Here is a 19,781-nt window from a genome sequence, read left to right as displayed (position 1 = left end):
AGATGTAACATCAAAACGGCGCGGCAGTCGGTGTCGACAGACACTCTATGTGCCTGCACGATCGTCGATACCCGAATGTTGAAGTACATTCAGCGGCGGGCTGATTTCGACGATATCCTGGCACGAACGCTGGAAAGCTGTCCGGCTTTTGCTACAGTGCTGACCGACCTGCCAACAGCCACTTCCGCAGCATCTGCGCGCGATGGTGAGGGTACTGACTCTAATTCCGGCAGTACCAGCGGCGACAATGGGAGCCCATCTTCCACAGGCAATGACGGCGGCGACAACGGCAATGACGGCGGCGACAACGGCAATGACGGCGGCGGCGGCGGCAACAACGGCGGCGGTGGCAACAATGGCGGCGGCGGTAACTCCGGCAACGGAAATGGCGGCAACAACGGCGGCGGCGGTAATTCCGGAAACGGCAACGGCGGCAACAACGGTGGTGGCGGTAACGACGGCAACGGCAACGGCGGCAACAACGGTGATGGCGGCAACTCCGGCAACGGAAATGGCGGCAACAATGGCAGCGGCGGTAACGACGGCAACGGCAACGGCGGCAACAATGGCGGTAGCGGCAACACCGGTGACGGCAACGGCGGCAACAATGACAGCGGTAGTGGCGGCAATTCCGGTGGCGCTGGTACTGGCGGCGGCGACGGCGGCGGCAATTCAGGTGGTGCTGGCAGCGGCGGTGTTTTCTAATTGGAACGCGGCGGTCTTGCGTCACAAAAAGATGTGCGGCGCAGCCGTATCAAACTGAAAACACCCTGATTACGGATAGGGCGACCCTCGTGTCGCCCTTTTCTTTGCCTTAACAACCCGGGTATTCAGCAGGAGTGTATTAGCTACGGCTGTAAACCCCAACCCAACCACTGGGTTTCCGCGGGTTCTGCATCCGAAGAAACAAATACCGCGTTGCCGACCATGGCTTGATTTTATCGGTCAGATTGTCCAACACCAGATCACCTGCAGCCGAGCGGTACACAAGAACAGCATGAGAATTGCGCTGCCTATCCAAAACAGTCGCGATAAGCAATTTGCTCGGATCGACACCGGCACGAATAAGATCTCTTTTCTTCAATAGGGCGAAGTCTTCGCAATCTCCGCCCCGGGACGTCGGCAACGCCCACCTTTCAGCTGTTCGATATTGCGACTGATCCGTCACCGAACGCGTTGTCGCGTTGACCTGGCGATTGACCCGCTGGATTATCTGCATTTCCTGCCGGCTGGACATGGATGCGGCGGCCTTACCGGAACAGGCCCAGCTGTACTGACGACATAATTGACGCGCGCCCGAAGGCGGCGGCGATGCGGAAACGATCTTCAGAAAGTTGCCTTCGCTTGCATCTGCAGCGGTGCCCGCGACCAAAGCGCCTACCGCCAGCGCGGCGACTGCGATCAGTCGACCCACAGATGAGGTCAACCGCGCAACAACGGCTCTGAATTCAGTGCTTAACGGTTTCATGCCTGTTCCTCGATCCATATTCATCCACGCGATTGCGGATAAACGGGACCGTAGCTTGTTTTGCTAACTATCAGTGCACGGTGCCGTTTGCGCAATCTGCAGCGAGGTTGCAAGTGAAAAGAGGCGGAAATTCGTCCCGCATTTAGACCATTTCAGGCAAGAATTGAGAGATGTTGGCCACAATCTAAGGGTGACCTAACGTAAACTTTTCACCCGACATCCGCGATAAACGGTTGAAAAGCTTGACTGCAGTCCGAAATGAAAAAGGTCAGGCGGCTATCCAAGCCGCCTTCTCCATTCATTGGCTGAATTCCGCTCAACCAGCCGGAATCTGGCACAAATTAGCCAAAGTGATTCTAGTCGGCGATCTCGACAACGACCAATTCACGCTCGCTGGCGCCACGGGCGTGGTCCAGTGCCCGCTGATATTCGGGGGATTCGTAGCACTCAACCGCGGCTTCGACCGAGGGAAAACGGGCAACCACGTTGCGGGGCCGTTCTTTTCCTTCAAGCTGCACGTAACGCGCCGCGCGGGCGATGAACTCGCCCCCGTGCTTGGCAATCGCCGGGCCAGCCAACTCGACATATTTTCCATAGGCCTCGGCGTCGGTCACGGTGACGTGGGCTATCCAGAGTGCAGGCATGTTATCCTCCCAATACTTGCTCAGCAGCTTTGATCGCTGCGTCCGAATTCGAGGCATCACGACCACCGCCCTGCGCCATATCGGGGCGTCCGCCACCGCCTTTGCCGCCCAGTTCGACTACCGCGGCCCGGACCAGATCAACGGCCGATACCTTGTCTGTCAGGTCCGAAGTCACACCGGCCGCAACCGCAGCCTTGCCGCCGGCATCGGCAATCAGCAAAACCGCGCCCGAGCCCAACCGGCTTTTGTGTTCGTCGATCAATGCGGGCAGGTCTTTGCCAGACACGCCGCTCAGGGCCTGTGCCAGGAATGGCACTCCGTTCACGTCGCGAGCTTCGGCACCGCCCTGCCCCGAACCGCCTGCCATCGCCAGATCGCGGCGCAGCTGAGCGACTTCGTTTTGCAGGGCTTTGCGCTCATCCAGCAAGGATTTGACCCGGCTCACCACATCGTCCGGCTGTGCCTTCAGCTCGTTCGCAATTTGGCCAAGCCGTTGATCTTGCGCCGAAAGATGCCGAAAAGCCTCATCTCCGGTCAGTGCTTCAATCCGGCGAACACCGGCACTGCTGGCGCTGTCACCCAGAACAACAAACGTGCCAATATCGCCAGTCTGACGCACATGAGTCCCGCCGCATAGTTCGATCGACCAGGTTTTGCCGTCATGTCCCTTGCCCGTCGGGGCCTTACCCATAGAGACCACGCGAACTTCGTCGCCGTATTTCTCACCAAACAGCGCCTGAGCCCCCAATTCCCGTGCATCGTCCGGCGTCATGATCCGGGTCTCGACGGTCGAGTTCTGGCGGATGAACTCATTCACCTCGCGTTCGACTTTCTGGATCTCCTCGGGGCTCAGCGCCTTGGAATGACTGAAGTCGAACCGCAGCCGGTCCGACGCGTTCAGCGACCCGCGCTGAGCAACATGATCACCCAGCGTTTCGCGCAGCGCCTCGTGCAGCAAGTGCGTGGCCGAGTGGTTGGCCCGGATCGCGGTGCGGCGCGCGTGATCGACCGCTAGCTCGACCGCGTCGCCTTTCAACAACGTACCCTGGCTGACCGTCACCCGATGCGCATAGACCTTGCCTTCGGCGAACTTGCGCGTGTCTTCAACCTGCGCCACATCCTGCATGTTCTCGAGACGCCGGATTTCACCGGTATCGCCAACTTGACCACCGGCTTCGCCATAGAAAGGCGTCTGATTGACGACAACCCAGCCGGTGCCACCCTGATCGATCTTGTCGACCTGTGCACCGTCAACAACCAGCGCGGCCACCTGCCCTTCGGCTTTCTCGGTATCGTAGCCAAGGAAGTCCGTAGCCCCGGCACCGTCTATCACGTCAAACCATACGGCCTGATCGGCCGCTTCGCCCGACCCGGCCCAGGCGGCACGCGCCTTGGCTTTTTGTTCGGCCATAGCAGCATCGAAACCGTCCGTATCTACAGTCAGGCCTTTTTCGCGCAGCGCATCCTGCGTCAAGTCCAGCGGGAAACCGTAGGTGTCATACAGCTTGAACGCCGCATCACCAGACAGAGCCGCACCTTCGGACAGGCCCGCAACCTCGTCATCCAGCAGCTTCAGGCCGCGATCCAGTGTTTGCTTGAAACGTGTTTCTTCCAGCAAAAGTGTCTCTTCGATCAGCGGCTGGGCCTGGCCCAGTTCGGAATACTGCGCGCCCATCAGTTGCACCAGCGTCGGAACCAGACGATGCATGACTGGATCTTTCGCCCCTAACAGATGCGCGTGTCGCATAGCCCGGCGCATGATCCGGCGCAGCACGTAACCGCGCCCGTCATTGCTGGGCATCACCCCATCCGCAATCAGGAACGAGGTCGAACGCAGGTGGTCCGCGATGACGCGGTGATGGACGTTCTGGTCGCCGTAGGGATCAACCCCGGTCGCATCCGCCGACGCCTCGATCAGCGTCTTGAACAGATCGGTGTCATAGTTGTCATGGCTGCCTTGCAAAAGCGCGCCGATCCGCTCCAGCCCCATGCCGGTGTCGATCGACTGCATGTCGAGTTCGACCATCGAGCCGTCCTCGAACTGTTCGTTCTGCATGAAAACGATATTCCAGATTTCGATGAACCTGTCGCCGTCTTCCTCGGCCGAACCCGGAGGACCACCCCAGATGTGATCGCCATGGTCATAGAATATCTCGGTGCACGGGCCGCAAGGACCGGTCGGACCCATCTGCCAGAAATTGTCATTGGTAGCGATGCGGATGATCCGATCTTCGGGTACACCGACTTTTTTCCAGATCTCGAACGCCTCGTCATCGGTGTGATAAACCGTCGTCAGCAGGCGGTTCTTGTCGATGCCGAACTCCTTGGTGATCAGTTCCCACGCAAAGGGGATTGCGTCGCTCTTAAAGTAATCGCCGAATGAGAAATTCCCCAACATCTCAAAGAACGTATGGTGCCGTGCGGTGTAACCCACATTGTCCAGATCGTTGTGCTTGCCGCCCGCGCGCACACATTTCTGGGCCGTGGTCGCGCGCTGATATTCCCGCGTTTCCAGACCGGTAAACAGGTTCTTGAATTGCACCATGCCCGAGTTCACGAACATCAGCGTCGGGTCATTGCGCGGGACCAGAGGGCTGGATGCCACCACCTCATGCCCCTGTTTGGCAAAGTAGTTCAGAAAGGTCGATCGGATGTCGTTCAGCGTGGGCATAAGCTTCTCTCAGCGCGCAATCATATTGTGTTGAAACGGGTTTATCCCCGTCCCTGCGGATAGTCCACAGCATTGGAGGCGCCGAACGAAACAAGGCGGCCCAGAGGACCACCTTGTAATCAGAATTCTCAGAGCGCTTTAGGCTTCGAGTATATCGTCATCTTCGGCCGCGCCGGGCGGCATGTCGAATTCTAGTCCATGGGCCGCGCGAATCTTGTCTTCGATTTCAAGCGCGACGCGGCTGTTGTCACGCAAGTATTGTTTGGCGTTCTCACGACCCTGCCCGATCCGCTCGTCGCCATAGCTGAACCACGATCCCGACTTTTCGACCACACCGGCCTTGACGCCCAGATCCAGCAGCTCGCCCATTTTGCTGATGCCTTCGCCATACATGATGTCGAATTCCACCTGCTTGAAGGGCGGTGCCACCTTGTTCTTCACGACCTTGACGCGGGTCTGGTTGCCGACAACTTCGTCCCGGTCCTTGATCGCGCCGATGCGCCGAATATCCAGACGGACCGAGCTGTAGAATTTCAGCGCATTACCACCGGTCGTGGTTTCCGGGCTGCCAAACATCACGCCAATCTTCATCCGAATCTGGTTGATGAAGATTACCATGCAGTTCGAGCGGCTGATCGAGCCAGTCAGCTTGCGCATCGCCTGGCTCATCAGGCGGGCCTGAACACCTACGCTGCTGTCGCCCATATCGCCCTCAAGTTCCGATTTCGGCGTTAGCGCCGCCACCGAGTCGACCACGACCATATTCACCGCACCCGAACGAACCAGCGTGTCGGTAATTTCGAGCGCCTGTTCGCCGGTGTCGGGCTGGGAAATCAGCAACTCATCAAGATCTACACCCAGCTTGCGCGCATATTGCGGGTCAAGCGCGTGTTCCGCGTCAACGAACGCACAGACACCGCCACGTTTCTGCTGTTCGGCAATGCAATGCAGCGTCAGCGTCGTCTTGCCCGAACTCTCCGGGCCGTAAATTTCAACAATCCGACCCATCGGCAGACCGCCAATCCCCAGCGCGATGTCCAGACCCAGTGAACCGGTCGAGCTTGCATCGATATCTTGCTTGGCGTCCTCGCCCAGCTTCATGATCGATCCCTTGCCGAACTGCCGTTCGATCTGCGCCAGCGCGCTGTCGAGCGCCTTTTGCTTGTCTGCGTTTTTCTTGTCGCTCATCGTCAGAAGATCCGCCATTGTCCTGTCGCCTTCCCTTTTGTCACACCCTTGAACGGGCGGCAATCGCTGCTTTGTTCGCCTCTTGTTCCTTATGAGATCAAAAAGAGAACATTTCAACTAAAACTTACAATACTTACTGTTCATCAATTGTGTTAAAGAGTCGTTTACGCCAATCTGCGACAATAACAAAGACTGATGAGGGGCGACTAAATGCTTGTTTTCTATAAGGAACGCCTTGCGTTTCTGGCTGTCCCCAAAACAGGCAGCACGGCATATCACACCGCCCTGCGCGACCGCGCCGACTTTGTCGTAACCGACCCTCCAGAGCTGAAACACGCCCCCGTGCGGCGCTTTGACCGCTTTTTTCAGAACATCTTTCGGAAAATGTACGACACCGAAATGGAAATCATGGCGGTCGTGCGCGAACCAATCGATTGGCTGGGCAGTTGGTACAGATTTCGCAGCCGGGATGATCGGATCGGACATCCGCATTCCACGCGCGACCTCAGCTTTGATGACTTTGTGCAAGCCTATATGCAAACCCCGCGCCCCGAGTTTGCCGATGTGGGCAGCCAGAGCCAATTTTTTCGCACCCGGAGCAACGGATTTGGTGCCAGCCACGTCTTTAAATATGAAAACCAGGACAAGATCGTGGGTTTCCTGCAACATCGGCTGAACACGCAGATCGATCTGAAACAGGAAAATGTCTCACCCCATCGCGAGCTGTTGCTGACGCCCGAGACGGAGCGCAAGTTCCGCAATCGACACAAGGCCGAATTCGCTTGCCACGAGGCGGCGCTTTAGTTGATCTGTTGAAACACCGCCTCGGTCAGTTGGTTCAGCGAGAACGGCTTGGGCAGGAAGGCGGAGTTTGCGATCTCGGGTCCGGAATCGCCAAAGGCTCCCTCGGTATAGCCGGACATGAAGATCACCCTTGTTTCCGGTCGTTTCTCCATCGCCTTACGCACCCAGGTCGGCCCATCCATCCCGGGCATAACCACATCGGTGACAAAGACATCGACATTTAGCGCGCCGTCCTCCAGCAGACGCAGCGCCTCTTCCGCCGACTCGGCCTCAAGCACCGTATACCCTTTCAACCGCAGCGCACGTGTTGCAAAAGCCCGCACCGGCGCTTCGTCTTCGACCAGCAGAACAACCCCTTCGCCCTGTCGGGCGGATTGCGTGTCAGCGACGGGCATCGAATCCGGCTGGGCTTCTGTTGAGGCGACGGAGACAGGGAGGTAGACGATGAATTCCGTTCCATGCCCCTGAAGGCTGTCGACAAAAATGAAGCCTCCGGTTTGCTTGACGATCCCATATACTGTCGACAATCCCAGACCGGTGCCTTCCCCTGTGCGTTTGGTGGTATAAAACGGTTCGAACACCTTTTGCAGCTTGTCCGCGGGGATACCGACGCCACTGTCGATCACCCTGACAGTGACATATTCGCCAGGCTGAACCGTGGCACGGTCGCGCGTGACTGGGTCGGTCAGCACCACAACCTCGGTCTCGATCCGCACTTCGCCGCCATCGGGCATGGCATCTCGTGCATTCACGACGAGGTTCATCAGCACCTGTTCCAGTTGCCGTTTGTCTGCCCGCACGGGTTTCAAAACCGGATCGTGGCTGAGGATCAGGCGGACTTTCTCGCCCACCAGCCGGTTCAGCAGGTGAATCAGATCCGAGATCGTATCCCGCAGATCCAGCACTTCGGGCTGAAGCGTCTGTTTCCGCGAAAACGCCAGCAACTGACTGACCAGAGCCGCAGCCCGGTTGGCGTTCTGGTTGATTTGTACGAGGTCCCCATAGTTCGGGTCGTTTTGGTCATGGCGCAGCAACAGCAGATCGCAATGACCCGATATGGCCGTCAACAAGTTGTTGAAATCATGGGCTACGCCTCCGGCCAATTGCCCGACCGCCTGCATCTTTTGTCCCTGCACGAACTGCGCCTCAAGCGTCTTGAGCTCGGTTGCGTCGTTCAACACTGCAATCAGCTGGACCTGCCCGTCATTCACCACCCGGTTCAGTGTGACCTGTACGAACACCTCCTTGTCCTGACGGGTCAAGCGAAGGAACTCGGACCGCACCGCCGGTTCCTGAGCAGCTGTGCGCGCCAGCCAATCCAACACTGGATAGCCAAGTCCATGCATGATCTGGTCGGCATTGGTTTCGCCGGGCTCAACTTCTCCGATCAGTTTCACAGCCAGCCGGTTGGCCTCGAGAATCCGGCCGTCGGGCGCAAAACGTACGATCGGAACCGGCAAATCGGCAAAAGAGGCCCCGCTGCCGACATGGCCTGCGGCCTCTGTCGGCAGCACAAGCAGGTCGCGCACAGTGCCGGACCGGTTGAGCTCGCATACGGCGGCAGAAACCGATCCATTTGCCGTTTGAACCTGCATGATATCACCTTGTGGTCCGGGGTCGCTTGAAAGGACCTGTTGCAACGTATCCGGCCTGTGCCCAAGCAAATGGGCCGCCGCGACGTTGACCCTCAGCAGCATGCCATTGCGACCTTCGGTCAAGACTGGAACAACGACCTCATCCCACTGCCCCGGGGTATCCAGATGAAAACGCCAGCAATACTGACCGTTACCAACGTCGAAAACCGAAACCGGGACGGTCGATCCGACGGTCACGATGTCTTCCCGCGCTTTGCCGTGGATCTCAGCCTTCGACTGAAGCCGCAACAGAACCGCCGCAGGATTTGCAAACATGGACTTCAGGCAGCCCTCCAACCGCGCACCCGGAACAGCCTGAAACCGGTTTCGTGCCTCGGGGTTGGCAGCGAGAATGTCACCCTGAGCGTTTGCGATGATGCTGGGAAACAAATCCTGTTCAGCAAAAACCGCCATCGTTTTTATCGCCTGCTGCGTCAGATGGTCCACGATCTTTCCCCGCAGCACCACCAGAAAACTTGCCGCCAGCAAAGATACGCCAGCCACAACAAAACCAGTGTGCCACAACTGAGGCACTAGCCCCACAACAGGCGAAAGGCTCAGCAGCGCGCCGACCACGACCAAAGGGGCAAGTCGCAAACCGGACGGGGCATTTTGAAAGGACGGATCCGAGAAAACTTCCGTAGTATTAGTCATAAACAACTCAGGTCAGTGGGCTTTCACGCAGTCAGCCCAAATAAGGTTAATGCCCGCTTAAAAGAAACCGGGCACTCTCCTTTAAGTTGCTATGATCTGATGCTCTATCGCGTCAAGTGTGACGTGAAGAAACCGTCCGTACCGTGGGAGACAAGCCACGTTTTTCGAAAAACGTCGGACCATTCCGGGTGTTTGCGCAGGAAACCGTCGACAATATCACCGTTTTCGGCGTCCAGCATCGAACAGGTCGCATAGGCCAGAACACCACTGGGCGCAATCATAGGCGACAGCTTGTCCAGAATGGAGGATTGAATTCCAGTCAGCTCTTGCAAGCGGCTTTCGGTCAAAGCCCATTTCCCCGCCGGAGCCCGCCGCCACGAACCGCTACCGGAGCACGGCGCATCCGCGAGAACGACGTCGAATGGAGCGTGTTGCGCGAGTTTCTCTGGTGTTAGGATCTCGACCTGAGCACCGGCCCGCTCCGACCGTGCCGGAAGGTCGCGCATACGAGCAGCGTTCACGTCATGGGCAAAAACCGAGACCCCATTTTGCGCGGCCAGGGCCAGAGACTTACCGCCGCCGCCGGCGCAATAGTCCAACACACGCATCCCGGGTTGTAGGTCCAGGGCCGCGACAACGGCTTGACTGGCTGCGTCCTGAAGCTCGACCAGCCCGTCTGAATAAGCCCGGCTTTGCGCAACCTTGCGCGTGCCCTCGGTGACTTCTAGCGCTGTGTCGCAGGCGGAATGTGCGGTGGCGACAATCCCATCGGCGGCCAGCGCAGCGATGGCCGCGGGGACGTCCGATTTGATAAGATTGACCCGCAGATGCACCGGCGCCCGGCGTTGCAGGGCTTGCGCAACCGGAACCGCCTGATCCCCCAGCGAAGACTGAAATCTGGGCCAGAGCCAATCGGGGATGTCATACTGCTCGGCCTCTGAGACGAAATCGCGTCCGGCCTCATTATCGGCCAGAATCTCAGGTGCATGTCGAGCACCAGAAAACAGATCGTCCGGTTGATCACCGGACGCGCGCACGAATCCGATCATCAGGCCGCGTCCTGTCTCGGCCCCTCCCAGCGCCGCAAAGGATCGTTTGCACCGCAACGCAGCAAACACATGGTCCCGAACCGCGGCCCGATCCTTGGACCCGGCGAACCGGCTACGGCGGGCCCAGTTGGTCAGGGATTTCTCGACAGGCGCACCAGAGAGAATCTCATCAAGGATTTCTATCGAAGCCTGAATACGCGCGGCCGGTGTCATGATATCTTCCGATGCTGTTAACGTGGCTGCTGCCAAAGCCACAAATGCGAAACGGCGCCCTGCTCCGGACGCCGTTCACCTTGAAACCCAAAGTTACATCACCCGGTAGTTCGGGCTTTCGCGGGTGATCTGCACGTCATGTACATGGCTTTCCTTCAGTCCCGCGCCGGTGATTTTAACGAAACTGCAGTTTTTGCGCATCTCTTCAACAGTTGCACAGCCGGTATAACCCATAGCTGCACGCAGACCGCCGACCAACTGATGCACTACGGCGCTGGCAGACCCCTTGTAGGGCACCTGCCCTTCGATCCCTTCCGGCACCAACTTGTCGTTGGCCGCGTCCTTCTGGAAGTAACGATCCGCCGAGCCGCGCGCCATGGCGCCAAGGCTGCCCATACCGCGATAGGATTTGAACGAACGGCCCTGATACAGGATCACCTCGCCCGGGCTTTCATCGGTGCCCGCAATCATCGAGCCGACCATCGCACAGGACGCGCCCGCAGCAATTGCCTTGGCGAAATCACCCGAGAACTTGATGCCACCATCGGCAATCACAGGAACATCTCCGGCTGCCGTGGCACAATCCATGATCGCCGTCAGCTGTGGCACGCCGACCCCGGCAACCATGCGCGTCGTACAGATCGATCCCGGCCCGATGCCGACCTTGATGGCATCCGCCCCGGCATCGATCAGCGCCTTGGTGGCATCGCCAGTTGCTACGTTCCCGGCGATGATCTGAACCTCGTTCGACAGGGATTTCACGCGCTTCACTGCATCCAGAACACCCTGAGAGTGACCATGTGCTGTATCGACGACGATGATATCGACGCCAGAATCCACCAGTTGCTCGGACCGCTCAAACCCGGCATCCCCGACCGAGGTCGCCGCTGCCACTCGCAAACGACCCAGCGAGTCCTTGCAGGCGGTGGGGTTCAGCACGGCCTGTTCCGTATCTTTCAGGGTCAGTAGACCGGTCAGCTTGCCTGTGCCATCGACGACCAGAAGCTTTTCAATGCGGCGGGCTTTCATCAGGCTCTTGGCCTCTTCCAGATCGGCCGGTTCCTGCAGCATGGCCAGATTGTCAGTGGTCATCATCGCCCGGATCGGCTGGTCATCCGAGGTTGCAAAACGCATGTCCCGGTTGGTCACGATGCCGACCACTCGACCCTCTTCATCAACCACGGGGAAACCGGTGAAGTTGTAGCGCTCAACCAGGGCCTTGGCATCCGCCAGCGTCTGATCCGCGCGCAGCGTGACCGGGTTGTAGACGATACCGGATTCAAACCGCTTGACCCGGCGAACCTCGCGCGACTGCTCTTCAACCGACAGGTTCTTGTGGATGACGCCGATGCCTCCGGCCTGGGCCATTGCGATGGCCATGCGCGCCTCGGTCACCGTATCCATGGCCGAGCTAAGCAGCGGGATGTTCATGGTGATCGCCCGCGTCACGCGCGTGCTTGTATTCGCCGTTGCCGGCAGTACCGACGAGGACGCCGGAACCAAAAGAACATCGTCAAAGGTAAGTGCCTCACGAATCTGCATCTGCTAACCCCATGCAAAAGCCCGTTTGGCGGTGACCCTATTACATGGATTTCACCCAAGGAAAAGCCCCTGACCTAAACTAGTTTTCCTTTGCGGGCCGGTGCAGCACCAAAAAAAGACGCAACCCATACAAAACGTGCCGCTGAATGCCCTTTCCCTTTGCGCGCAAACCCATATCTTGCCCGGCATACGCGCGAATACAAAAGGCAGGCCAGATATGACCACCGACCCCCTTGTAGTCTTTACTCCTTCAGGCAAACGCGGACATTTCCCCGTTGGCACCCCGGTTCTGACCGCCGCCCGGCAGTTGGGCGTCGACCTGGATTCGGTTTGCGGCGGGCGCGGGATTTGCTCGAAATGTCAGATAACGCCCAGCTATGGCGAGTTTCCCAAGCACGGCGTGACCGTTTCCGAAGGCGCGCTGAGCGAATGGAACGCGGTTGAGCAGCGTTATGACGACAAGCGCGGGTTGAAACCAGGCCGCCGTCTGGGCTGTCAGGCCACCGTTCAGGGGAACATCGTGATCGACGTACCGCCCGAAAGCCAGGTCCACCGTCAGGTTGTCCGCAAGGCCGCCGCTGCGCGCGCCATCACCATGGACCCGGCAACGCGCCTGTATTTCGTTGTCGTGGAAGAGCCCGACATGCACTCGCCCACCGGAGATCTGGAACGTCTGGAACGCGCCCTCCGCCAACAATGGAACATCGAGACCGTCACCGCCGATCTGTCGCTGATGTCCAAGCTGCAACCCGTGCTGCGCAAGGGCAAATGGGAGGTCACCGTGGCCGTCCACAAGAGCCAAAACGACTCGGTTGCCCGGATCGTGGAAATCTGGCCCGGTCTGCATGAAAGCGGGCTGTACGGGCTGGCCATCGACCTTGGCTCGACCACCATCGCTGCGCATCTGACCGATCTGGAGACTGGTGAGGTCAAAGCGTCTGCGGGCCTGATGAACCCGCAAATCCGCTTTGGCGAAGACCTCATGAGCCGCGTCTCATACGCGATGATGAACCCCGGTGGTGATCAGGAAATGACCCGGGCCGTGCGCGAAGCGATCAACGACCTGACTGTTTCTATCGCCGAGGAAGCCGGGATCGACGCTGCGCTGATCGTTGAGACCGTTTTCGTCTGTAACCCGGTCATGCACCACCTGCTGCTGGGTTTGGACCCGGTCGAACTGGGCCAGGCACCGTTTGCACTGGCAACCTCGGAAAGCATCTCTCTGCCCGCGCGTGAGATGGACCTGAACAAAATGAACCCGCGCGCGCAGATCTATATCCTGCCTTGTATTGCGGGTCACGTTGGGGCCGACTGCGCCGCCGTTGCGTTGTCGGAAGAGCCGGGCAAATCCGAAGACCTCGTGCTGATCGTGGACGTGGGCACCAACGCCGAAATCCTGCTGGGCAACAAGAGCCGGGTTCTGGCCTGTTCCTCGCCTACTGGTCCGGCATTCGAAGGCGCCCAGATCAGTTCCGGTCAGCGTGCCGCACCTGGTGCGATTGAGCGGATCGAGATCGACCCTGTGACCAAGGAACCCCGCTTCCGCGTGATCGGGTCCGACAAATGGTCCGACGAGGAAGGCTTCGATCAGGACGTTGCCACCACTGGCATCACCGGCATTTGCGGTTCGGGCATTATCGAGGCCGTGGCCGAGATGCGCATCGCCGGGCTGTTGGACGAAAGTGGCCTGATCGGCTCGGCCGCGCAAACCGGCACCGTGCGCTGCGTTCCCGAAGGCCGAACCCACGCCTATCTGATCCACGATGCCAGCGCCGAGGGTGGCCCGCGCATTACCGTGACCCAAGGCGACATCCGCGCCATCCAACTGGCCAAATCCGCGCTATACGCGGGTGCACGGCTGCTGATGGACGTTATGGAGGTCGATAAAGTCGATCGCGTTGTCCTAGCCGGTGCTTTCGGGGCCCATATCTCAACCAAACACGCGATGGTTCTGGGTATGATCCCCGATGCGCCACTGGGCAAGGTGTCCAGTGCGGGTAACGCTGCTGGCACCGGTGCGCGGATCGCTCTGTGCAACATCGGAGCCCGGACCGAGATTGAACGCGTCGTGCGCGAGATCACCAAGGTCGAAACCGCCATCGAGCCCAAGTTCCAGGATCATTTCGTCGCCGCAAACGCGATTCCGCACAAAACCGACCCCTTCCCGGAACTGGCGCAGGTGGTCACTCTGCCCGCACCCTCGTTCAACACCGGCGGAGATGAGGAAAAGTCTGGCCGCCGTCGCCGCAGGAGGTCATAGTCGCCCCAACCACGGGGGCAATAATGACGTCAGCAAACGAAGAACAGGCCGAGTATTGGGGCCGGTCTGATAACGGCACCAAATGGCTGACCTATGAAGATCAGTTAGACCATGCCTTTGCGCCTGTTCTGGATCTGGTTCTGAACAAGGCTGATCTGTCTGCCGGAATGAAGGTTCTGGATATCGGTTGCGGCACGGGTGTCAGCACCCTTGCCGCAGCCCGGCGGGTCAGGCCGGGCGGGCATGTACTGGCTGTCGATATCTCTCAACCCTTTCTGGATCGCGCTGCAACACGCGCTGCCGAAGACGGGCTGGACAACATTCAGTTCCAGTATGCAGACGCGCAGACACATAGCTTCGACCCCGATCAGATGGATGCGGCGATCTCGCGGTTCGGTGTCATGTTCTTCAGCGATTCCGTGGCCGCATTCTCCAATATCGCCAAGGCGCTAAAACCCGGTGCTCAAATGACTTTCGCGGCATGGGGCCCTCTGGCCGAGAACCCATGGTTCCGCGTGCCCCATATTGCAGCCGTCAAACGATTGGGTCAGCCTCCGCGCGTGGACCGCTATGCACCCGGTCCCCTTGCATTCCACGACCTTGACCATGTCAAAGGAATGATGGTTCAGGCCGGATTGTCTGATGTGAAGGCCGAGGCAGTCTCTTTGAAATTGCAGGGCGTCAACGGCGTTGAAGGCACTGCAATATTGTGTACACGCGTCGGGCCGGCCGCTCGGGTCATCGCGCATTTCGACGGGGATGAGCAGGACGTTCAGGCCATCCAGAAAGACGTTGTCGCAGAGTTCAATCGCCTGCAAATCGGATCGGAAACCTGCATCCCGGCAGTCATAAACCTGTTTCAGGCACGCCGATCCGAGTGATTGGAGCGGGTAGCGGGAATCGAACCCGCGCGTTCAGCTTGGGAAGCTGACAGGCTACCATTACATCATACCCGCGGCGTAGGGCTGGATAACACTGCCCACCGAGCGACTTCAAGCGCGTTTCAGCAGCGATCCGAAATTACTCGGTCCGGGCGCGCAGGCTGTCGATCAGGGACTGGTCAACATCCAAGGCTTCGCAGGCTGCGTCCAGAGTTTTTTTGTCCAGATGCTGGGGACTGAGATCAATGCCTCTGGAAAAGGCCTCAACAATTGCCTTCATTGCACTGATTCTAGCGTATTTTTTGTTGTTTGCCGGCACAACATGCCATGGCGCAATTTCGGTCGAAGTCCGTGCCAGCATCTCATCCACCGCTACTTCAGCCTCTGCCCACCTCTCTCGGTTGCGAAAATCTTCATAGGTGAGTTTCCACCGCTTCACCGGGTTGCGCAAACGCTCGGTGAAACGCGCCATCTGCTCGTCCGGAGAGATGTGGAAAAACAGCTTTACGATCCGGGTGCCGTCGTCCGCCAGCATCCGCTCGAAGTCGTTGATCTCACGATAGGCGGCCCGCCAACGCTCTTCCGGTGTGAACTTTTCAAGCCGCTCGACCAGCACCCGGCCGTACCAACTGCGGTCAAAGGCCGAGATGGCGCCTTCGGGGGGCAGTCTTTCCCAGAACCGCAGCAGGTAGTGTCGGTTCAGGTAATAGTTGCGCGGCGCACCAATAGGCCAGACCTTGAAACTGCGCGGGTCCAGCGCCTGGCTGATCCGGCGGATCGTACCGCCCTTGCCTGCGGCATCCCAACCCTCAAAAACAAGCACGCCCTTCACGCCGTGAAACAGAAACGCCTGCTGAATCAGCGCCAGCTGAGCCTGAAGATCGACAAGTTTTTCGAAATAGTCATGCTTGCTCAGACGTTTGCTCAGGTCTACATCCGCCAATTTCGGGGGGTAATGTTTGCTCATGAAAACACCTGGTTTTTGCTGCTGGGGTCGTGCCATTGTCGCAAGCCCGACAATACCCGGCATTGATCAGGGTCAAAATGAAAAAGGCCGGGCACATGGCCCGGCCTTTGATCACACTGATGTTGAGATCAAGCGCGACGGCGACGGCCACCTCCGCGGCGACCGCCTGCGGCACCGGCCTCTTCAGGCGATTTGTTGAACTTGATCCACTCACCGCCATGCGGATCGTTGTTGGTCAGCAAGTTGGCGGCGCGGATGGCCTCCATTTCCTTACCAGCGCGAGGCAATGTCGAGCCCAGACCGAACATCTGAACGAATGCCTCGTCGTCCATGCCGTCGGGCAGGATGATACCAGCAGCAGCCACGGCCTCTTTCTTCTCGGCAATCTTCTTCTGCGTCACCGGCAGAGCCACCGGGTTCATGATCGCCGAAGTCATGCCAGCACCCATAGCCATCGGCAGAAAGGCGTTGTTGATGCCGTGGCGGTTCGGCAGACCGAACGAGACGTTGGACGCGCCGCAGGTGGTGTTCACGCCCAGTTCCTCGCGCAGACGGCGGACCAGAGCAAACACCTGCTGGCCTGCAGTTGCCATTGCACCGATCGGCATCACCAGCGGGTCGACTACGATATCATGCGCGGGGATGCCGAAATCGGCGGCACGTTCAACGATTTTGCGGGCTACTTCGAAACGAACATCTGGGTCTTCCGAGATGCCGGTGTCGTCGTTCGAGATCGCAACAACAGGAACGTTGTATTTCTTGACCAGCGGCAGAACCAGCTCCAGACGATCTTCTTCGCCTGTGACCGAATTCAGAAGCGGGCGACCTTCGGCGGCCTCAAGACCGGCTTCCAGTGCACCCGGAACCGACGAGTCGATGCACAGCGGGACTTCAACCAGACCCTGAACCAGTTCGACGATCTTGGTCATCAGCGGCGGTTCGGTCTCGTTCGGGTTGGGGTTCGAGTTGTAGACAACGCCCGCGTTGATATCCAGAACGGTCGCGCCTGCCGCGACCTGAGCAATGGCGTCTTTCTCGACGGTCGAGAAATCGCCTGCTTCCAGTTCAGCGGCCAGCTTCTTGCGACCGGTGGGGTTGATCCGCTCACCGATCACGCAGAACGGTTCGTCAAAGCCCAGAACGGCGGTTTTTGTTTTTGATTCTAAGACTGTACGGGTCATGTCCGTTCCTTAGGAGTTTACAGGCTTTGCCGAGGCGCCGCCGTTTTCGATTGCCCAGTTGGCGTTGGTCTTGATACCGCCAAGCGGGAAGAAATGCACGTTGGTGATGTTGAAATCCGGATTGGCCGCCTTGTGGTTGGCCAGTTCGGTGACAACATCCGTCGGCTCGTAGGGCAGCAGCAGCTTGGACACGTCCATGGCGCGCTTTTGCAGAACCTTCAGCGACGGACCAACACCGCAAGCGATGGCGAACTTGATCAGGGTCTGAAGCTTGGCCGGACCCGCGATACCGATATGGATCGGCAGGTCGATTCCCGCCTCTTTCAGACCGTCCGCCCACGCTATGATCGGCTTGGCGTCAAATGCGAACTGAGTCGCCAGCGCCATTTCCGCATCGGTGGTTTCCGAGAACTTCTGTTTCCAGCGCAGCGCGTCGTCAACGTTCTTGGTCGAACCATCCGGATCGATGTCCTTGTTGCCCTCGGGGTGACCAGCAACGTGCAGGCGCTTGAAGCCCGCCTTGTCGAACAGGCCGGTCTCCAGCAGTTGCATCGAGCTGTCGAACGCGCCGTGCGGCTTGGCGACACCTCCAGCCAGCAGCAGCGCCTGGTCGACGCCCGCTTCGCCCTGATACATCGAGATCCAGTTCTCCAGGGTTGCCGCGTCCTTGATGATCCGTGACGGGAAGTGCGGCATGACCGGATAGCCTTCGGCCGCGATCCGCTTGGCGGTCTTGACCATGTCCTCGATCGGGGTGCCCTCGATATGGGCGATGTAGACGCGGGTGCCTTCGGGCAGCAACGCGCGGAAGTCATCGACTTTCTCGGCGGTACGTGGCATCACCTCAACCGAATAGCCCTGCAGAAAGGCTTCGACGGTGGGGTTAACCGGGGCCTTTTCGACCGCATCACGTTTCTTGAAGTTCAGCAAAGCCATAGCGGCCTCCCATTTAGATCTGGGGCTTAAGCCCAACCGTCATTGGCGATCAGGGCCTTAATGCGATCCTGATCGTATTCCGTTTCCAGACGCACGGCTTCGGCCTCGGCAATCTCGGACGGGTCGCCCTCAGCTGCAAAAGGTTCGGCTTTGCGCCACTCGGCCAGATAGGCATCGCTGTCCTTGGCGTTCACCTTCATGGCCGCGCGGTCGATGGCTTGCTCGAACCGTTCCTCCAATTGCCGCTTTGCGCCACGACGGCCTTTGCCGACGATGACCTGAGCGGGAATATCGCGCCAGTATACAATGGTGACGTCAGGCATTGCTTTTGATTCCTCCTAACCAGATGGACCGGTTCTAAACGTGTATGTGGGGGCAAGTCGGTCGGTTTTCGACACTAGGCGTATTTCAAGCGACGTTTTCGCCCACGATGGGATACGGCGCTTGTACTGGATTCCGACGCAAACGCGCACATCAAAATACTCATCACTTTAATGAGCGTCTTGCACGAAACAATCGCCCGACCTATGGTCGGGGTAACTCGAAAATCGGAGGGCGTTTAAGATGGCGCCCAAGCGTCCCAAAGGTGCGGGCGCGTTCCCGAAGGCGGTCGAAAGCCCCGCGCCGGCAAGACCCGATCCAGATGCTTTATATGCGGCTCTGGATCTGGGAACTAATAGCTGCCGCATGTTGATAGCCCAGCCTAAGGGCAGCGGGTTTCATGTGGTGGATAGCTTCTCCAAATCCGTGCAGTTGGGCGCGGGCTTGGAACGGACCGGGCGGCTGTCCCGGGCCTCAATGGCGCGTACCGTTCAGGCACTGCGCATCTGCCAGCAAAAGTTGAAACGCAACAAGGTCAAACGGATGCGGTTGATCGCAACCGAGGCCTGTCGGCGCGCGAAAAACTCGCGTGATTTCATCCGGCAGGTGAAGCGCGAGACCGGCCTGACACTGGAGATCATCCAGCCCGAGGAAGAGGCGCGTTTGGCTGTGATCTCCTGCGCGCCACTGGTGTCGACCAAAACGGAACAGTTGCTGGTCGTGGATATTGGCGGCGGCTCGACCGAACTGGTGTGGATCGACATCTCATCGGTGCCTCGCCGCGACCGCCCTGCCGCGATCATGCGCCTGCACAATGGGTTTCACACCGCTGACAGCCCCTTTCCAGCGGCCAAGGTGGTGGACTGGATCAGCGTGCCGCTGGGTGTCGCGACGCTGCGCGACCAGTTCCACGATGTCGAAGACGATTCGGCACGCTTTGCACTGATGAGCTGGTTTTTCGAAGAAAACCTGGCCGACTTCGCCCCCTACAAGGATGAGCAAGCCCGCGAAGGGTTCCAGATCGTCGGAACCAGCGGCACCGTGACTACCGTGGCGGCCTCTCATCTGGGACTAAAGCGTTATGACCGAACCAAGGTGGATGGTTTGCGTATGACCAGCGATCAGATCGACAAAGTCATACGAGGATACTTGGAACTCGGCCCACTGGGACGGCGGCGTGATCCGCGGATCGGCGATGACCGGCAAGCCCTAATCATGTCCGGCTCAGCCATTTTGCAGGCATTGCTCCGCTGCTGGCCCACCGACCGCCTTTCCGTGGCGGACCGGGGACTTCGCGAAGGTCTGCTTTATGCGCAGATGAGCGCGGACGGCGTATTGGAAGACGGACCATTCTGATTTCGGACACAG

16 protein-coding genes and 1 tRNA gene are annotated in these 19,781 nt (G+C 58.9%); 5 read left to right on the top strand and 12 right to left on the bottom strand.

All coding sequences use genetic code 11. The features are described from left to right. Positions 1-75: 75 nt before the first annotated feature. Complete coding sequence (locus ACR0IM_RS02275; RefSeq protein WP_480680697.1) at positions 76-705, top strand: hypothetical protein; 630 nt, start codon at positions 76-78, stop codon at positions 703-705. Positions 706-844: 139 nt separating this feature from the next. Here the strand turns inward: ACR0IM_RS02275 and ACR0IM_RS02270 are convergent, their stop codons facing one another. From ACR0IM_RS02270 to recA, 4 genes are all read right to left on the bottom strand, one after another. Continuing rightward, positions 845-1,372: a transglutaminase-like cysteine peptidase gene (locus ACR0IM_RS02270; RefSeq protein ID WP_480680696.1), complete on the bottom strand. Its 528-nt coding sequence runs from the start codon at positions 1,370-1,372 to the stop codon at positions 845-847. Positions 1,373-1,824: 452 nt separating this feature from the next. Then, positions 1,825-2,112, bottom strand: a complete 288-nt coding sequence (locus ACR0IM_RS02265) for a DUF1330 domain-containing protein (RefSeq protein WP_480588933.1) — start codon at positions 2,110-2,112, stop codon at positions 1,825-1,827. A gap of 1 nt (position 2,113) precedes the next feature. Then, positions 2,114-4,783 (bottom strand): alanine--tRNA ligase, encoded by a 2,670-nt coding sequence (gene alaS / locus ACR0IM_RS02260; protein ID WP_480680695.1) that lies wholly within the window; start codon positions 4,781-4,783, stop codon positions 2,114-2,116. 138 nt (positions 4,784-4,921) lie between these two features. Then, positions 4,922-5,989 carry a recombinase RecA gene (gene recA / locus ACR0IM_RS02255; RefSeq protein WP_480588937.1) on the bottom strand — a complete coding sequence of 356 codons (1,068 nt, stop codon included), beginning with the start codon at positions 5,987-5,989 and terminating at the stop codon, positions 4,922-4,924. A 192-nt stretch (positions 5,990-6,181) separates the two neighbouring features. On the opposite strand from recA, the gene ACR0IM_RS02250 reads away from it, so the two are divergent. Next, positions 6,182-6,775 (top strand): sulfotransferase family 2 domain-containing protein, encoded by a 594-nt coding sequence (locus ACR0IM_RS02250; protein ID WP_480640353.1) that lies wholly within the window; start codon positions 6,182-6,184, stop codon positions 6,773-6,775. Here the strand turns inward: ACR0IM_RS02250 and ACR0IM_RS02245 are convergent. From ACR0IM_RS02245 to guaB, 3 genes are all read right to left on the bottom strand, one after another. Next, positions 6,772-9,063: an ATP-binding protein gene (locus ACR0IM_RS02245; RefSeq protein WP_480680694.1), complete on the bottom strand. Its 2,292-nt coding sequence runs from the start codon at positions 9,061-9,063 to the stop codon at positions 6,772-6,774. The genes ACR0IM_RS02250 and ACR0IM_RS02245 overlap by 4 nt on opposite strands. A 104-nt stretch (positions 9,064-9,167) precedes the next feature. Beyond that, entirely contained in the window at positions 9,168-10,325 is a 1,158-nt protein-coding gene (locus tag ACR0IM_RS02240) for an RsmB/NOP family class I SAM-dependent RNA methyltransferase (RefSeq protein WP_480680693.1), read from the bottom strand. A 93-nt stretch (positions 10,326-10,418) separates the two neighbouring features. Continuing rightward, positions 10,419-11,867: an IMP dehydrogenase gene (gene guaB, locus ACR0IM_RS02235; protein ID WP_480588945.1), complete on the bottom strand. Its 1,449-nt coding sequence runs from the start codon at positions 11,865-11,867 to the stop codon at positions 10,419-10,421. A 217-nt stretch (positions 11,868-12,084) separates the two neighbouring features. Between guaB and ACR0IM_RS02230 the strand changes: the two genes are divergently transcribed. Beyond that, a complete protein-coding gene (locus ACR0IM_RS02230; RefSeq protein ID WP_480680692.1) occupies positions 12,085-14,127 on the top strand; it encodes an ASKHA domain-containing protein in 2,043 nt (680 codons plus the stop codon). Positions 14,128-14,150: 23 nt separating this feature from the next. Then, a complete protein-coding gene (locus tag ACR0IM_RS02225) occupies positions 14,151-15,008 on the top strand; it encodes a class I SAM-dependent methyltransferase (protein ID WP_480680691.1) in 858 nt (285 codons plus the stop codon). A gap of 1 nt (position 15,009) precedes the next feature. On the opposite strand, the gene ACR0IM_RS02220 is transcribed toward ACR0IM_RS02225, so the two are convergent. The 5 genes from ACR0IM_RS02220 to ACR0IM_RS02200 all read right to left on the bottom strand — a co-directional run bounded on the left by ACR0IM_RS02220 (position 15,010) and on the right by ACR0IM_RS02200 (position 18,415). After that, positions 15,010-15,083 (bottom strand) — tRNA-Gly (locus ACR0IM_RS02220). A 64-nt stretch (positions 15,084-15,147) separates the two neighbouring features. Continuing rightward, the gene (locus ACR0IM_RS02215) at positions 15,148-15,975 is read right to left on the bottom strand and encodes a polyphosphate kinase 2 family protein (protein ID WP_480588951.1); all 828 of its coding nucleotides are present in this window, start codon (positions 15,973-15,975) and stop codon (positions 15,148-15,150) included. A 128-nt stretch (positions 15,976-16,103) separates the two neighbouring features. Continuing rightward, on the bottom strand, positions 16,104-17,156 hold the full coding sequence (locus ACR0IM_RS02210; RefSeq protein WP_480680690.1) for a methyltetrahydrofolate cobalamin methyltransferase: 1,053 nt from the start codon (positions 17,154-17,156) through the stop codon (positions 16,104-16,106). A gap of 9 nt (positions 17,157-17,165) precedes the next feature. Next, positions 17,166-18,092: a methylenetetrahydrofolate reductase gene (locus ACR0IM_RS02205; RefSeq protein WP_480588955.1), complete on the bottom strand. Its 927-nt coding sequence runs from the start codon at positions 18,090-18,092 to the stop codon at positions 17,166-17,168. Between the two features lie 26 nt (positions 18,093-18,118). Continuing rightward, positions 18,119-18,415: a virulence factor gene (locus tag ACR0IM_RS02200; protein ID WP_480588957.1), complete on the bottom strand. Its 297-nt coding sequence runs from the start codon at positions 18,413-18,415 to the stop codon at positions 18,119-18,121. Positions 18,416-18,656: 241 nt separating this feature from the next. Between ACR0IM_RS02200 and ACR0IM_RS02195 the strand changes: the two genes are divergently transcribed. Then, positions 18,657-19,769: a Ppx/GppA phosphatase family protein gene (locus ACR0IM_RS02195; protein WP_480588959.1), complete on the top strand. Its 1,113-nt coding sequence runs from the start codon at positions 18,657-18,659 to the stop codon at positions 19,767-19,769. The last annotated feature ends 12 nt before the right edge of the window (positions 19,770-19,781 follow it).

It is taken from the genome of Ruegeria sp. BF6 (genome assembly GCF_056538665.1).
Note: the sequence above shows the minus strand (reverse complement) of the source record. Positions and strands in the feature narration are given on the sequence as shown.

Coding starts and splice junctions, on each gene's coding strand:
- ACR0IM_RS02275 (WP_480680697.1), top strand. CDS start 76: ATGTTGAAGTACATTCAGCGGCGGGCTGATTTCGACGATATCCTGGCA.
- ACR0IM_RS02265 (WP_480588933.1), bottom strand. CDS start 2,112: ATGCCTGCACTCTGGATAGCCCACGTCACCGTGACCGACGCCGAGGCC.
- alaS (WP_480680695.1), bottom strand. CDS start 4,783: ATGCCCACGCTGAACGACATCCGATCGACCTTTCTGAACTACTTTGCC.
- recA (WP_480588937.1), bottom strand. CDS start 5,989: ATGGCGGATCTTCTGACGATGAGCGACAAGAAAAACGCAGACAAGCAA.
- ACR0IM_RS02250 (WP_480640353.1), top strand. CDS start 6,182: ATGCTTGTTTTCTATAAGGAACGCCTTGCGTTTCTGGCTGTCCCCAAA.
- ACR0IM_RS02245 (WP_480680694.1), bottom strand. CDS start 9,063: ATGACTAATACTACGGAAGTTTTCTCGGATCCGTCCTTTCAAAATGCC.
- ACR0IM_RS02240 (WP_480680693.1), bottom strand. CDS start 10,325: ATGACACCGGCCGCGCGTATTCAGGCTTCGATAGAAATCCTTGATGAG.
- guaB (WP_480588945.1), bottom strand. CDS start 11,867: ATGCAGATTCGTGAGGCACTTACCTTTGACGATGTTCTTTTGGTTCCG.
- ACR0IM_RS02230 (WP_480680692.1), top strand. CDS start 12,085: ATGACCACCGACCCCCTTGTAGTCTTTACTCCTTCAGGCAAACGCGGA.
- ACR0IM_RS02225 (WP_480680691.1), top strand. CDS start 14,151: ATGACGTCAGCAAACGAAGAACAGGCCGAGTATTGGGGCCGGTCTGAT.
- ACR0IM_RS02215 (WP_480588951.1), bottom strand. CDS start 15,975: ATGAGCAAACATTACCCCCCGAAATTGGCGGATGTAGACCTGAGCAAA.
- ACR0IM_RS02210 (WP_480680690.1), bottom strand. CDS start 17,156: ATGACCCGTACAGTCTTAGAATCAAAAACAAAAACCGCCGTTCTGGGC.
- ACR0IM_RS02205 (WP_480588955.1), bottom strand. CDS start 18,092: ATGGCTTTGCTGAACTTCAAGAAACGTGATGCGGTCGAAAAGGCCCCG.
- ACR0IM_RS02200 (WP_480588957.1), bottom strand. CDS start 18,415: ATGCCTGACGTCACCATTGTATACTGGCGCGATATTCCCGCTCAGGTC.
- ACR0IM_RS02195 (WP_480588959.1), top strand. CDS start 18,657: ATGGCGCCCAAGCGTCCCAAAGGTGCGGGCGCGTTCCCGAAGGCGGTC.